The sequence below is a fragment of the Eubacterium callanderi genome (assembly GCF_900142645.1).
Classification (GTDB): domain Bacteria; phylum Bacillota; class Clostridia; order Eubacteriales; family Eubacteriaceae; genus Eubacterium; species Eubacterium callanderi.
Genome location: NZ_FRBP01000015.1, coordinates 1 through 15,492 on the forward strand (window position 1 = coordinate 1; position 15,492 = coordinate 15,492).

The following is a 15,492-nucleotide window of genomic DNA, read 5'->3' on the forward strand; positions in this document are numbered from 1 at the left end:
TTTGCTATGCACATTTTTAAGTTTTGTGACTTAAAAATTTTTTAAAAAATTTTTAAAAATAACTATTGACTTCCTTAGTTGGTCTACAAAAGAATAATTAAGATAGCAAGCATTAAGCGTGTATTGAATTTGTTAAAATTATTATAGCATAAATCGGCTGTTTTGGATAGAGGGTACTTGACAAATATTGAATTAAGGTTTATTATTAAATATAAATTCAATATTGAATAGAAAGAGGTGCATTATGGCACAAGTATTAAAAGAAGAGGTTAGAAATAGGATACTCGTTGCGGCGGAAAAAGTGTTTTATGAAAAGGATTACAGAGGAGCAAAATTGACAGATATAGCAGATGAAGCAAATATTCCTGTTGCTCTAATCTATACATATTTTAAAAATAAGGAGGTTTTGTTTGATGCGGTAATTGGCTCGGTATACATTAATTTTGAGTCTGCTTTTAATGATGAAGAATCCTTAGAAAAAGGGTCTGCTTCTGAGAGATTTGATGAAGTGGGCGAGAACTATATCCATGAACTGTTAAAGGAGCGTAAGAAGCTGATTATTTTAATGGATAAAAGTTCAGGCACAAAACACGAAAAAGCGAAACAGAAACTTATTTCACAAATGCAGGTTCATATTGAAGTGAGCTTGAAAAGACAATCGGAAAGGCAATATGATCCGATGCTTGCCCATATTTTAGCAAATAATTTTACAGAGGGTCTGCTCGAGATAGCGAGACATTATCAAAATGAAAAATGGGCGAAAGAAATGCTGAAACTGATAGCGAAATGTTATTACAAAGGAGTAGAATCCTTATAACATAATGAGAGAATCCATTCTATAACTTATAGATAGTTGACTCAAAAAATAGACTTTGCGTAATAGCGAAGTCTTACTTTAAACTTTAATAATGAATTAAAATTCATTATTATTCAATTTTGAAAGGAGCGTTGTTTATGACAGAAAAAGAGTTAAGGGGAAAAGCGGTAGGTAATAATTTGAAGTCAAATATATTACTTACTTTGAAAATACTGTTTGATTTAATACCGCAGGTATTGCTTGTTTATTTAATCAGTTCCTTGATTACACAGGATATAGAAACGGGAAAACTGAAGTATATTTTTCTCGCCATGCTTACATCATTTGTTCTAAAGGGAGTGTTCTATTATTTTTCTACCAAGATTGCTCATGAAAAGGCTTATGAAAAACTGACAGAACTCAGACTCTCTATCGTAGAACACCTAAAAAAATTAAGTTTAGGTTTTTTCAAAGAACACAATACAGGAGAACTTACCAATATTATGCAGCATGATGTAGAGCAAGTGGAGGTATATCTTGCTCATGGCTTGCCTGAAATAATGGCGGTTACACTTCTTCCGACTATCATTTTGATTGCAATGTTTTTTGTAGATTGGCGTCTTGCACTTGGAATGATTGCAGGTGTTCCGCTTATGTATTTGGTAAAAGTTCTTTCTCAAAAAACGATGAATAAAAACTTTGCTATTTATTTTAACCATGAAAGCAGGATGAGAGAAGAACTGATGGAGTATGTAAAAAATATTTCTGTTGTTAAGGCTTTTGCGAAAGAAGAGGAGATTAGTGAAAGAACATTAAAGACAGCAAGAGAATATATTTATTGGGTGAAAAAAAGCATGGGAGCAATCACTATTCCAATGGGACTGATTGATATATTCATGGAAATAGGTGTAGTCATTGTTATGATTTTAGGAAGTGTATTCCTCTATCAAGGAAATATTACAGCACCTAATTTTATTCTTGCTATTATTTTGTCCTCCGCATTTACTGCATCCATCAGCAAGACAGCAACCTTGCAACATTTTTCTATTGTGTTTAAGGAAGCCTTAAAGGGAATAGGAAAAGTTCTAACCGTTCCGCTTTCGACTAAGAAAACAGAACAAGGGTTAGAATTTGGAGATATAGAATTTACAAATGTAAACTTTGCGTACGGGAAAGACAGTTTCAGATTAAAAGACATCAATCTTACTTTCAAACAAAACAGTTTGAATGCCTTTGTCGGAGCAAGCGGCTGCGGAAAGAGTACGGTATCTAATCTGCTTATGGGATTTTGGGATACAGACAGCGGACAAATAAAAATAAAAGGAAAAGACATAAAAGAATATAGTCAGGAAAATATTTCGGAGCTTATCGGCAGCGTTCAGCAAGAAGTTATCCTTTTTGATTTAAGTATTTTTGAAAATATAGCCATCGGTAAGGTCGGTGCAACCAAAGAAGAAGTGATAGAAGCTGCAAAGAAAGCAAGGTGTCATGACTTTATTTCCGCTTTGCCGAATGGATACGATACAAGAGTCGGTGAAATGGGTGTCAAACTGTCAGGTGGCGAGAAACAGCGAATTTCCATTGCGAGAATGATACTGAAAAATGCACCGATTTTGATATTGGATGAAGCGATGGCGGCGGTTGACAGTGAGAATGAAAAGCTCATCAGTGAAGCGATAGATGATTTAAGTAAGGACAAGACAGTTATTACAATCGCCCATCACTTAAATACAATTAGAAATTCGGATCAAATTATTGTTATGGATAAGGGGCTTGTTCTTGATACAGGAAGCCATGAAGAACTGATGAACAGATGTGATTTTTATCGTGATATGGTGGAAGCACAGAACAAGGTTGACAGATGGAATTTGAAAGAGGTGGTAACAGAAAATGTTTAGGGAAATGTTAAAACTGCTCACAAAAACCGGCAAAAGAGATTTAGCTATATCAAGTACATTCTTTGCTCTTTATGGACTAAGTTCCATAGCTATGATTGTTATTGTCTTTTCTATACTGTTTCAGATATTTGACGGAACAAGTATAGAGAGTCTATATAAATATTTTATTGCGATTGCACTCCTTGTTGTATTCAAAGGCATCTGTAATATGGTTGCAGATATGAAAAAACATAGTGCAGGTTTTGATATTGTTCAGCAAATCAGAGAGCGAATGATTATTAAGTTGAAAAAATTCAGTTTAGGGTTTTATACCGATGAAAGACTTGGTGAGATAAACACAATACTTCATAAGGATGTTGATAATATGTCCCTTGTTGTAGGGCATATGTGGTCGAGGATGTTTGGTGATTTTTTAATAGCAACAGTGGTATTTATCGGTCTTGCGAGCATTGATATAAAGTTGGCACTGGTAATGGCGGTATCCGTTCCTATTGCACTTGTATTCTTGGTTATGACTATTAAAAGGTCGAAGACCATTGAAAATCAGAACAACTCCGCTCTTTTAGATATGGTCAGTTTATTTGTTGAATATGTCAGAGGCATACCGGTATTAAAGAGCTTTTCCAATAATAAAAGTTTGGATAGTGAACTGACAGCAAGGACAAAGAAATTTGGAGAAACAAGTAAGGCTGCTTCAAGATTTAAGGCAAAACAATTATCCGTATTCGCATTTTTACTTGATATAGGGTATTTACTACTTCTTATATCAGGAGTTGTACTTGTAATAAACGGCAATTTGAAAGTATTTGATTTTATTATCTTTGCCGTTATCTCAAAGGAGTTCTATAAGCCGTTTGCCTCTATGGAACAACATTATATGTATTATGTTTCGGCGGTGGACAGCTATGAAAGACTTTCAAGAATTTTATATGCAGATGTAATACCAGATAAGGTAGACGGCATTGTTCCGAAACAAAATAATATTGCCTTTGAAAATATTGAATTCTCTTATCAGCAAGATGAGTTCAAAATGGAAAATTTAAGTTTTGATATTGATGAAAAAACAATGACTGCACTGGTTGGCGAATCCGGTTCCGGTAAGACTACTATAACTAACCTGCTTTTAAGATTTTATGATGTGCATAAAGGGAAAATTACACTTGGCGGTGTGGATATTAGAGAGATTCCTTATGATGAACTTTTGGATCGTATCAGCATCGTTATGCAAAATGTTCAGCTATTTGATAATACCATTGAAGAAAACATCAAGGTAGGCAAAAAAGGAGCGACAAAAGAAGAAATCATCGAAGCGGCAAAGAAGGCAAGAATCCATGATTTTATTATGAGTTTGCCCAATGGTTATGAAACGGATATTGGTGAAAACGGCGGAATATTGTCAGGTGGACAAAGACAGAGAATATCTATTGCAAGAGCGTTTTTGAAAGATGCACCGATTTTAATTCTTGATGAGATGACAAGTAATGTTGACCCTGTCAATGAGTCGCTGATACAAGATGCCATTACAGAGCTTGCAAAGAACAGAACTGTACTTGTAGTGGCTCATCATTTAAAAACAATTCAAAAAGCAGACCAAATTCTTGTATTCCAAAAAGGAACACTGCTTGAAAAAGGAAGGCACAGAGAACTTCTTGATAAAAATGGTTACTACACAAAATTATGGAAAGCTCAGTATGGGGTGTAGTGATGATAACACTTAAGAATATTTCGTATACTACAAATTCCAATGAAAAAATTCTTGATGACATAAACTTAAACATAAAAAAGGGGGAGTTTGTTGTCATTACAGGAAAAAGCGGAAGCGGTAAAACTACACTTGCTTCTGTAATCAATGGGCTTATCTCACATACCTATGAGGGAACTTTAACAGGTGAAGCGTATATCAACGGAGAGAACATCAATGATTTGGAGCTTTCTCAGATAAGTAATAAGGTAGGAACTGTATTTCAAGATCCAAGAAGTCAGTTTTTTATGACGGATCCATTTAATGAAGTTGCCTTTGGTTTAAGTAATATGCGATTGAATAAAGATGAGATAAAAAGGCGTGTTGAAAACAGTCTAAAAGTATTTGGGATTGAACACTTAAAAGAAAAAAGTATTTTTAAGCTGTCCAGTGGAGAAAAACAAAAAGTGGCAATAGCATCGTGTTACGCTATGGAACCGGATATTTATTTGTTTGATGAACCAACAGCTAATTTAGACATTCAATCTATCTTTGATTTAAGAGATATTTTGAAAGAATTAAAAAAATTCGGAAAAACAATAGTGGTTTTAGAGCATAGATTATTTTATCTTCCGAATTTGTTAGACCGCATGATAGTAATTCGTGATGGAAAAATAGAAAGAGAATTTTCAAAGAAAACTCTCCTTGATGTACAGAATAACTGTCAGGATATTAGAAGTTTATACTTGAATGATTTGACGGCAGTTAATTATACCAAGCCTAATGTAAAAGAAAATCCCATATTGGAAGTAAAAAAAATATCGTATTCTCATTCAAAAGAAGAAAAAAATGATGTCTTGAAAGATATATCAATTACAGCTTTTGGAAATGAAATTATAGGTATTATAGGGGAAAACGGAGTCGGTAAAACAACCTTTGCAAGAGTTTGTTCAGGATTATTAAAAGAAAAAGATGGAAATATTTTTGTAGAGGGTAAAAAGTACACTCATAAAAAGAGGTTGGGGAAAGTATATTTCGTTATGCAGGATTCCGATTTTCAACTTTTTACAGGTAGTGTAGAGGAAGAACTCAGCATTGGGAAATCCGGTGCAATGCTTACAGATGAAGAAAAAAACACCATTATGTCGAGGTTTGAAATTCTTAATTTTAAGGATAGGCATCCTATGACATTATCGAGAGGTCAGAAGCAAAGATTGACAATTGCAGTTGCAACTACGAGTGAAAGCAAAATTATATTTTTTGATGAGCCGACAAGCGGATTGGATAAAAATTCAATGGATTTAGTATCTCAAAGTATATTAGAGATTTCCGATAAGAACAAAGTCTTATTTGTAATATCCCATGATTATGAATTTTTACTTTCTGTTTGCAATCGAATAATTTATTTGAAGAATGGTAGCGTGAATCTTGATTTCAAATTAAACAGTGATACCGAAAGTAAACTTTGGGAACTTCTAAGCAAAGGCAGGTGATGGAAATGAATGTGAAAAAAGAGTTGGATCCAAGAACGGTTCTTGGAATTGTATTTATTTTCGTCATGCTGGGACTTGCTGTAAACAAACCTTTTCCATCACATATTTTACTGGTTATTTGCAATATATATTTGCTGACTGTAAAAGCCTATCGTGAAAGCATTTTGTATAGCATGATTTATATATTGGTTGCCGGATTGATGTTCTGTATCCGATATATTCCAAATAATACAGTAGCTTTGACGATTGTTTCACTCAGTTATTTTGTGCAGAAATTTTCAATTGCAATGATGATGATTGTATTTTTGCAGAGGAAAACTTCAATGTCATATATTATATCAGCAATGCAAACAATGAGGTTTCCAAATGCTGTTGCAATCCCGTTTATTGTTATATTGAGATATATGCCGACTTTAAGAGAGGATTATGGTTACTTAAAGGATAGTTTGAAAATCAGAGGGATTAGAACTTCCGGAATTCAATTTTTTGTTCATCCTATTCAATCGTTAGAATTTATGATTGTTCCTATTTTGTTTAGAAGTGTTCGAGTGGCGGAAGAATTATCAACTTCGGTACTCTTAAGAGGAATGGAAAACTATAAAGATAGAACAAATATTTATCCATTAAAATTCACAAAGATTGATGCGGTATACACTTTATTTACGGTTATTGCTGTTGGTACATTGTGGTACTTACAGTTTCAATAATGAATGATTTTTAGGAGGAAAATTATGGAAACAAACAAAAAGACAAACAAACTGAATGCCAAAGATTTTATTTTTATCGGAATTTTTGGTGCAGTGGCACTTCTCATCTTCTTTGTTACAGGAGCATTAGCGGCACTAACTCTTTTCGGGACAGTTGCTAACATACCGATTACATTATTTTTCGTTTCGATAGCATTTATGCTTTTAGTATCGAAAGTAAGAAAAACCGGTGTGTTTCTTATCATGGGAACAATTATTGTCTTACCGGGGTTTATGGCAGCCAACGGAATTGGTGTAGGACTTTCAATTTTAGGATGGCTTATTGCGGAAATAGTAGCTTCAAAGATGAAGTATAAGAATAAAAAGGCGATTGTCATACCGTATGTAATCGGTTCAACACTACAATCTGCTCTATTTACACTACCGATGTATATTTCTCATGGAGAATACTTTATACAAAGAAAAGAGATTCTACATTTAACAGATGAGGCATTACAACAATATTTGAAGTTCATGGGTTCATGGGGAATGTATGGTTCAATGGTGGCTCTAACAGTTTTAACAAGTCTTATAGGAGCGTTGATTTCTATGAGAATATTAAAAAAACATTTTGAAAAAGCGGGAGTGATTTAATGTGTATTTTTAGAAGTGAGGGAAAAGAAGAATGGATTAAGTAGTTGGAGGTAATTGCTATGTGTTATTTAAGGTCTGTCATTCATGTAGAAAAAACTTGTAGACCTTTTTGATACTGGTAATTATCATAGAAAATTAAATCTTAAATACAAAGAAAGAATCAATTTCTTTCATTTCAGAGGACTTATTATGCCCATGTGCAGAAGTCCTCCTTTTTTGTCTAAAAACGCAGACAAAAAAAGAAATGGAGGAAATAAAATGCAAAAAGAATATTACCTTTATGTCAACGGACAAAAGGTCAAAGTCAGCGAGCAGATATATAAAGTCTACTGGCGAGAAAAAGAACACGAAAAGTATTTAGAGCAGGTGGACAAGAAAAACCACTTGCTCTTTTTTTCATCATTGGATCATGACGGACATTTTGTAGATAATATTATTGATGAAAGTGTTGATGTAGAAAAGATTGTTGAAACACAGATGATGATTGAAGCATTAAGAAATGCTATATCAAAACTCAATGCAGAAGAAAGAGATATTATTGAACGCTTGTATTTCAATGATGAAACGGTTCGTTCAGTGGCAAAGCTCAAAAGTATTACACATCCGGCTTTAATCAAAAGAAGAAACAAAATTCTTGAAAAGCTGAAAAAATTCATCGAAGAACTTTAGAAGTTCGGTAACCAAAGGGGTCAAATTTTCCTTATGTAAAGTGAAGGGGAGTTTGACCTCCTTTACTTTCTTGAATAAGAGATAGCCTGCTTATGGCAAATAGGAAAATGTAAAGAAAATAATCCCTTTCAAATATTGCTCTTTGACAACTGAATAGACCATGACGGGACTTTTAATTACTTAGTGAGCGTAAGAAATTTACGCCAAGACTTTCCTGCTGAAGAAATTCGGTTTAAATGAATACTGTCAAAGATAAGGATATAAGGAAACGAGCGATAAATAAATTTTCTTAAAGCAAAGGACAAGGATAACTTTGTGAGCTATGACCTGAGTAATGATAATGATACTTCTTTAGTGAAAGCCGGCTCATCTTAACAGGGGCGGTGGTGAGATTCCAATGTTGCTGATCCAAAGCACCCGTCAATGTCGTGAAACTTTAGATAAAATTAAATGAGGAGGATTTAGAATGAATAATGAACTATTAAGATATAGCCTCCAATTATCTATGCTGTCTATGTTACTTTCTAAGCACTTACTCAGCGATATTGAATATAAGAAGATAAAAATCAAGTTGATGAAAAAATATAACATTTCCACAGAATTATATTTATAATGTTTTGCAAGTGTGGTATAATAGAACTGCATAGAAAGATACAAATAAGGAGGCGGATGCAGTGAAGAAAGATGTAAAAGTTATTAAAGGTGATACCACACTGAAAAGAACTGCATCAGGCTGTGTTGAACGCTCAATAAAGCGAGTGGCAGCTTATTGCAGAGTTAGTACAGATACTGAAGATCAGATTAACAGCTATAATTCTCAAGTAGAACACTACACAGAATTTATAAAAAAAAATAAAGAGTGGACTCTTGCTGGAATATATGCTGATGAAGCAATAACAGGAACACAGGTTGATCGAAGAATTGATTTTCAAAGGCTTATAAATGACTGTATGAATGGCGATATAGATATGATAATTACAAAGTCTATATCAAGATTTGCGAGAAACACATTAGACACTTTAAAGTATGTAAGAAAGTTAAAAGAGTTTAATGTTGCGGTATTTTTTGAAGAAGAAAACATAAATACTCTAACAATGGATGGCGAATTGCTTTTGACTATTTTAAGTTCGGTTGCTCAACAGGAAGTAGAGAACATTTCAGCTAATGTTAAAAAAGGCTTGAGAATGAAAATGGAAAGAGGAGAAATGGTCGGCTTTCAAGGATGTTTAGGTTATGACTATAATCCAGAGACAAAAAGCATTTCTGTAAACGAAAAAGAAGCTGAAATTGTAAGATATATTTTCAGAAGATATATTGAAGGCGTCGGTGGGATGGTAATCTCAAGAGAGTTGGAAGAACAGGGATATTTATCACCAAGAGGAAATAAAAGGTGGACTGAAACAACAGTTTTAGGAATTATAAAAAATGAGAAATATAAAGGGGATCTCATGATGGGAAAGACCTATACGGTTGATCCTATTTCAAAGAGAAGATTGGATAATTTTGGAGAACAGGATAAGTTTTATATAGAAAACCATCACGAGCCAATTATTTCGAAAGAAGATTTTGAAAAAGCTCAAGGCATTAGATTAAGAAGGTCAAAAAATAGAAATACCGTTGCTAACAATGGTGGTAAAAGAGAAAAATATTCAAGAAAATATGCTTTTAGCAGCATGCTTGAATGTGGATTTTGCGGTCATAATCTTTCAAGAAGAAATTGGCATTCAAGTTCAGAATATACAAAAGTGATATGGCAGTGTGTCAATGCTACTAAAAATGGGAAAAAGTATTGTCCGCATAGCAAAGGAATTGAAGAAGCAGCTATAGAAAAAGCATTTATGGAAAGTTATCGTCAAGTATGCCACAATAATGTAGAAATTACCAACGAATTCCTTAAAACTGTTGAAGAAGAATTGAAAGACAACAGTTTAGCTAAAGACTTGAAGAAGATAAGCAATCAACTTGATAAAATAATAAAGAAAGAAAAAGATCTTGTTGAATTAAGGCTGAATGAGTCAATCAGCATGGATATATATCAGGACAAGTATAATGAAATAGCCATTAGCAAAGAGAAATTACTTGCAGAAAAAAGGACTTTAGAAGTAACACTTACTGATGAAAAAGCATTGAAGAAAAGACTTGAGGGTTTTAAAAAATTACTTGAATCCAATAAATACCTTGAGGAATTTGATAGAGCTGTATTTGAAAGTATAGTAGATAAAATCATTATTGGGGGAACTAACGATGAAGGCGAAATTGATCCTGCAATGATTACTATCATATACAAGACCGGGAAAAAAGATTCTCAGGACGGGAGATTATTTAAGAGCAGAAGAAAAAATGCCAAGGAAGTTAATGAGGAAACTGGCGGCAAATTGTATCCTCAATCAAGCGACGAGGTTAATAATTTGTATTCCTATCCTATTGACAACACATGTGGAGACAGTGGTCAAGCTTTCCAGGTGAATCGTGTTTTAGCGCTGTAGATTAATAAAAAACAGGCCTGAGCCCCGCCATTTTGTCCACCCCAATTTAACGGGTGGACAGACGGCGGGCTCAGGCCCACAGCGCAGTAAATTCTTTTTTCTCCGAATTTATTAAGCACAGCAAACACGCCTTATCCAAATAGGAAAGGGTTTTGCCTGCTGATAACCAGCCACAGATTTCAACAACGGATAATCCATATAAATCACGCCAGCCCCAATTTTGAGTTTTTTACAAGCCTCTCGGCAGCTTCTTTCTGGCGGCGTATGACCATTACCTGCGTTTTTTAGGGATGTAATTTTTATTTAAAGCCTTTACGATTCTTTCCTGTTGTTCTATGTCCTGAAGCAGCAGCTCTATTGTCGCGGGGTTCATGGCTTCGCCATCAAACACCCAGTCTGTTTCGTTCGCAAGCTGCTTTTTCATTTTATCCATTATTTTTGCTATGTCTTTTTCATCTTCTTCGTTTAATGAATGATCCCTGCCTAACAAATAATCAATAGAAACGTTAAAATAATCGGCAACTTTAACCAAATTTTCCGTGTTGGGTGCGCTTTTGTTCCACTTATAAATGGTGCCGCGTCCAATGCCCAGCTTTTCTTCTAAAAAACCAACGCTTATCCCCTTTTCTTTGCCCAGTTTTTGAATTCTCTCTAATACATTCACAATCTCAATCTCCTTTTTGAATTAAATCTAAAAATCTGAAAAAAATCAAAAAGAATATGTTGACAATTAGAGTTAAATCGAATATAATGAAAATAAAGCTGAGGTAAATCAAATAATCTTTTTGATTAAGAGCTATTTTTAGATAATACTCTAATTATTTGTGTGTTTTAGTTAAGTCTATAATAGATTATTTTCAGCGATCTGTCAAGGGAATGTTTAGATTTGTTTCGAAAATAGTAAATTGAGAGGTAAAATATTCTGTTGATTTATAAAAAAATAAACGAGCTGTCTGTCCAAAAAGGAATTTCGGTAAAAGCGCTGGAGAAAGAGCTGAATTTTGGCAATGGTACGATTTCCCGGTGGAAAACGGCAGAGCCCGGGGCAGACAAGCTAAGAAAAGTGGCAAATTACCTGGGTGTGAGCGTGGACTACTTATTATCGAACAATCCAACAGAGTTATCACCAAAAGCTTATCTCGTCGCAAAACACTACGACCAGCTGGATGAGAAACAGAAAGAAATCGTCAATGTTGTTTTGAACGGATTTGAAGGTCATTCGGAATAAAATGAAGACGGATGTGTAGATGGAAAATAGAGAATAAAAAGGATGATATTTAAAATTTTGCTGGTTTTTTTATAAAACTCAGCATCTTTTTTATATGATGTGGGATAAATGCAGTATTTACCTCGTTTTAGTTCTCTAACTGCCGTTGTTATTGGATTCATACCAGATGTCTCCTTTAGATATTGCATTAATTGCAGCAGGATTTGGGAGGCAGAAGGGCGATTCTTTAGAGAGCGAGGCGAAAATATTGCAGAATAAGCAGAAAAACTATAAAATGATCTCTTTGTGTGTCGTGTTTGTAATGCTGTCCCTTACAGTGTTCACTGTGATTTCACCGACATCGATTATAGCGGCAAATACAAAGAACAGCGGATACGAATTTAATGTAGAGAAGAGCGAAGACGGTACAGAGGCGGACATTGTAGGACAGGCGTCAAAGGGCGCTGCCCCAGGGGAGGTAGAAGAAATTATCGGCCCGGATGGGGAAACATTTAATCCGGATAAGGTGTCCTATCATGTAACGGAAAACGGTGTGTATGATTTCAAAGTGAATTACGCATCCGAAACCGGAAAAAAGCAAGAGAAAATTTCAGTAAGCGTAGACAACCTGCTGCCGCCGCAAAACCAGATAATGGTCAGGGATCTGAAGGCAATGCAGGGCAGAGCGGCAAAACCGATTAATATTCCCATGTATATTGATGGGGAAGTAAATCCAAGGGATACGTACTCCTTTGGGGGTGGAGATATTACGGGAATCCCGGATCAGATATGGAATAATCTCCCCTATAGGTTTGACCACGCGGAAATCCGGATTACGGATGGCGCGGCAGTGGAAACCTATCCCATCAGCTATTACGATGAAATTGGCGGAATATTTTATTACGCGGTAGCGAAAGACAAAGAGCCGGCCCAGGATTTTGATGTGGCCTACGAGGCGCCAAAGGATTCCCAGGCGGTCTTTGTGTTTACCCTGAACACGAAGGAATACCCTGTAACCATTGAGAACGGTAAAGCGACCGAAGGCTTTAGTGTGGATGTGATCAGCGGTATGAAAAAAGGCAAGGATGGAAATTATTACGCTAACTCAACAGCGCCGGTAAAAGTACAGCTGACCTACCCTGTGGGGTACTACGTAAAGAATCCGCCGGAAGGCAAGGCCGCGGTTGGCATCAGCTTTAATTTTAATGATCCGGCGCTGGAACCAGAGGTGACAAGTGACCCCAAGGAGCGCACCGTCACCTACGCTTTCAACTATCCGGACCAGCCAGTGACCATGACCGTTGTGGGAGACAAGGACACCGGCAGCCTGACTTATGGTCTCTATGACGGAAGCTCCAGCTTACAGAGATATGACGATGTAGGTAAAACCACGTGGGCAGTAACGGATGCAGCAGGAGATTATACAGCAGGAGACGCCCGCTACGGGGCATATAATAACAACGTCGATGGATTTATGTTGGATATGCAGGTTCTTGACGGTACTTCAACGCCAGTCGCCATAAAAGCAGGTGCCTCGAAAGATATAGCCACTGGTACGTTTAACAGTGGCCAGGCATTAGATTTTGAATACGTGAGCGGCCGTTATAAGATAAATCAGGGGGCTTACTTTATGTGGCCTGCGCCGACGTTGAATCTCTGCTATTTTCCAAATGGCGAAGATTATTCTACCGGCACCCCGATTGTCGAAGCAATTCAACTTTGGGATCCGGGCTGGACAGTGGACCCGGATAATCCGAGCGCCTATCCACCCATGACACTAAAACCGTATACGGCAGCCAATGGCGCTAAGATCACAATAACCGTTAAGGAATCTGTAGTTACTACTAAGCCTCTAAAGGTGGGATTTAATCCAACAACTTCATATCCTAGTTATAAAGTACATGTGAAGATCGAAAATATGAAAAACAGCTTTTACCTGAAAACCCAATCATCGAGCAGTGTGCAGGGGCCGCATTACTTCCGTAACCTCGAAAATATTTCGCTTGATTCAGTAAATGGACTGTATGATTCTTACTATGTGGACTCTGATACACAGAACAACAATGGAGATGGCGGGGAGGACGGTAAAATAAGCCCAAAGAGCATTGAAGCTGGCGGTATATTTTTAGATAAGCTGGCAGTGTTTAACAAAAATATGCCGGATGGCAACAAGGTGCCGTGGGAAGCTGATACGAAGGCGTTTTTTAAATTTGAAATTGCCCCAAAATGGGGGTATACAAACCCCAGAATAGAAAGTTATGGAGCGGATCCGACGCCGATTATGACAAATGTACCAATTGAAATTCAAAATAAGAGCGACAAGCATAATGCCAGTATTCCATTGGGAAGTTATTCGTGGTTTAATCCAAATCAGAATCGAAAAGATGTCAGCTCATTCCAATACACAATGTTCATGCCGGTTGACAGTTTGACAGACCGCCATGAGCTGCGGGCCATTGATGTGAAGACAGATAAGATCACCGTGGATATAACAAATAACGGAGCAGCACCCAACAATATTGTAGAGCCAGGAAGTAATGGAACAACCTTTGACCTGCTGGAGAATGATAAAATCATATTCAACAAGGATTACCAGGCGCCGAAACAGGCCAACAAAACCTTTGTCGGGTTTACCGGAGAGATCACAGCGCCGGATAATGAATTGTTACCTTCGGACTACAAACTGGTTTTGGCGAAATCGCTTGATAACACGGTATATTTCAGACCAGGCGATGTCATCAGTCTTTCGGATTATTTCCGCCGAGACGCGGGCGTCTTACTGGATTCCTGGAATAACAACAAGACATTAAGCCCGGAAGAAGAGGATCGCTTAAATCTGCTGATGTATTCTGGAAACCTCAAGGTAAAATTCAACCTGATCTATAAGGATGGAACAAGCAGCGAGGGAGAGATGTTAACCGGCAAAGTGAACAAATACCTGCAGGATGTGAGCGCCGCCGATAATACCGCTGCACAGTATAACACAACCGCCTTTGACAGGAAAGCAGTAGAGGTTATTACGGGTTCCCATATCACCTTTACTAACTTCGCGGAAACCTATGACAATCCGGCGGATGGTTATATGTACTACCATAATGCTGCGACATCGGTCATCAAGCATGAAATCACCCAGCCGGATGAGGAACTGGCATCGGTAAAGTATGACCGGGGGCTGGAGGTCCTTTACCAAAAGGACAAAAATGTGCCGTTTGATGGTATCAGCGATACAAGGGTCTACCGGACCTATGATGGCAGCAATCAGGCAGTCATAAAATTCCCGACCGTGGACCAGTATCCGGCGGGTAAGGCCTTTGACCACTGGACTGTGGAGGAGCTTGATGACAGCGGTCAATGGAACCAGAAGCCGGGTCTGGAGCTTTCAGAAGAACAAACCCCAACAGTGTATTCGTTCTCCTCTGGCCCAGACGCCAATAATAAAAGTATCCGCTTAACCGCGGTATGGAAGGATATTGCGCCGGAATATTTTGTTTCCATTCCCATGAATATTGTCCTGACAGAAAACAACTCAAACCTGAACGACCCGGATCAGAAACATGCTGGCTCAGGCGTGACGGTTTCGTACCAGCAGGTTTATGGCAATGATAAAGCCATAAATGTGGATGTGTTAAAATCCTTTGACCTGACGTCTGTGAATGACCCCGGTAAGACAGTTGAGGTTACAGCGTGTGACAAAAATGGAAATCCTCTGCAGAACAGCACCACGGCGGACAGCCGGTATGTGAGCGTGGCTCTGCTTGGTTCGTCAACCGCTCCTGGCGCTGTCCAGACTGAAAAGCTTTGGTTTAATACGGTATCGCAGAGTGGAAATGAGATTTACAAGGGAACCTTTAACGCAGGCTCTAGTTTGGAGTCTGGGGAGACGCCGCTCTTCTATATCTCCCCAGGGTCATAAGGAGGTGCG

The 15,492-nt window shown here is 37.2% G+C and carries 12 protein-coding genes; 11 read left to right on the forward strand and 1 reads right to left on the reverse strand.

The window, feature by feature from the left end; genetic code table 11:
• Nucleotides 1-244: 244 nt before the first annotated feature.
• The 9 genes from BUC22_RS18025 (at nt 245) to BUC22_RS18065 (ending at nt 10,363) form a co-directional block, all read left to right on the forward strand.
• Nucleotides 245-817: a TetR/AcrR family transcriptional regulator gene (locus tag BUC22_RS18025; RefSeq protein ID WP_024379006.1), complete on the forward strand. Its 573-nt coding sequence runs from the start codon at nt 245-247 to the stop codon at nt 815-817.
• A gap of 137 nt (nt 818-954) precedes the next feature.
• Nucleotides 955-2,694: an ABC transporter ATP-binding protein gene (locus tag BUC22_RS18030; protein ID WP_073383341.1), complete on the forward strand. Its 1,740-nt coding sequence runs from the start codon at nt 955-957 to the stop codon at nt 2,692-2,694.
• Nucleotides 2,687-4,396: an ABC transporter ATP-binding protein gene (locus BUC22_RS18035; protein ID WP_073383343.1), complete on the forward strand. Its 1,710-nt coding sequence runs from the start codon at nt 2,687-2,689 to the stop codon at nt 4,394-4,396. The genes BUC22_RS18030 and BUC22_RS18035 overlap by 8 nt, the downstream gene beginning before the upstream one ends.
• A 2-nt stretch (nt 4,397-4,398) precedes the next feature.
• Nucleotides 4,399-5,868 carry an ABC transporter ATP-binding protein gene (locus tag BUC22_RS18040; RefSeq protein ID WP_024379003.1) on the forward strand — a complete coding sequence of 490 codons (1,470 nt, stop codon included), beginning with the start codon at nt 4,399-4,401 and terminating at the stop codon, nt 5,866-5,868.
• A 5-nt stretch (nt 5,869-5,873) separates the two neighbouring features.
• Complete coding sequence (locus tag BUC22_RS18045) at nt 5,874-6,575, forward strand: energy-coupling factor transporter transmembrane component T (protein WP_073383346.1); 702 nt, start codon at nt 5,874-5,876, stop codon at nt 6,573-6,575.
• A gap of 24 nt (nt 6,576-6,599) precedes the next feature.
• Nucleotides 6,600-7,208, forward strand: a complete 609-nt coding sequence (locus BUC22_RS18050; protein WP_024379001.1) for an MptD family putative ECF transporter S component — start codon at nt 6,600-6,602, stop codon at nt 7,206-7,208.
• 258 nt (nt 7,209-7,466) lie between these two features.
• Nucleotides 7,467-7,877, forward strand: coding sequence for a sigma-70 RNA polymerase sigma factor region 4 domain-containing protein (locus BUC22_RS18055; protein WP_024379000.1), 411 nt, complete (start codon nt 7,467-7,469; stop codon nt 7,875-7,877).
• 466 nt (nt 7,878-8,343) lie between these two features.
• Nucleotides 8,344-8,490 (forward strand): SHOCT domain-containing protein, encoded by a 147-nt coding sequence (locus BUC22_RS21595; RefSeq protein WP_105135276.1) that lies wholly within the window; start codon nt 8,344-8,346, stop codon nt 8,488-8,490.
• A gap of 61 nt (nt 8,491-8,551) precedes the next feature.
• Nucleotides 8,552-10,363 carry a recombinase family protein gene (locus BUC22_RS18065; RefSeq protein ID WP_073383349.1) on the forward strand — a complete coding sequence of 604 codons (1,812 nt, stop codon included), beginning with the start codon at nt 8,552-8,554 and terminating at the stop codon, nt 10,361-10,363.
• Between the two features lie 271 nt (nt 10,364-10,634).
• On the opposite strand, the gene BUC22_RS18070 is transcribed toward BUC22_RS18065, so the two are convergent.
• Nucleotides 10,635-11,027 (reverse strand): helix-turn-helix domain-containing protein, encoded by a 393-nt coding sequence (locus BUC22_RS18070; RefSeq protein WP_013382754.1) that lies wholly within the window; start codon nt 11,025-11,027, stop codon nt 10,635-10,637.
• A 261-nt stretch (nt 11,028-11,288) separates the two neighbouring features.
• On the opposite strand from BUC22_RS18070, the gene BUC22_RS18075 reads away from it, so the two are divergent.
• Together BUC22_RS18075 and BUC22_RS18080 are read left to right on the forward strand one after the other, a co-directional pair.
• Nucleotides 11,289-11,591 (forward strand): helix-turn-helix domain-containing protein, encoded by a 303-nt coding sequence (locus tag BUC22_RS18075; protein WP_013382753.1) that lies wholly within the window; start codon nt 11,289-11,291, stop codon nt 11,589-11,591.
• 166 nt (nt 11,592-11,757) lie between these two features.
• Nucleotides 11,758-15,483 (forward strand): hypothetical protein, encoded by a 3,726-nt coding sequence (locus BUC22_RS18080; protein WP_013382751.1) that lies wholly within the window; start codon nt 11,758-11,760, stop codon nt 15,481-15,483.
• Nucleotides 15,484-15,492: the final 9 nt, after the last annotated feature.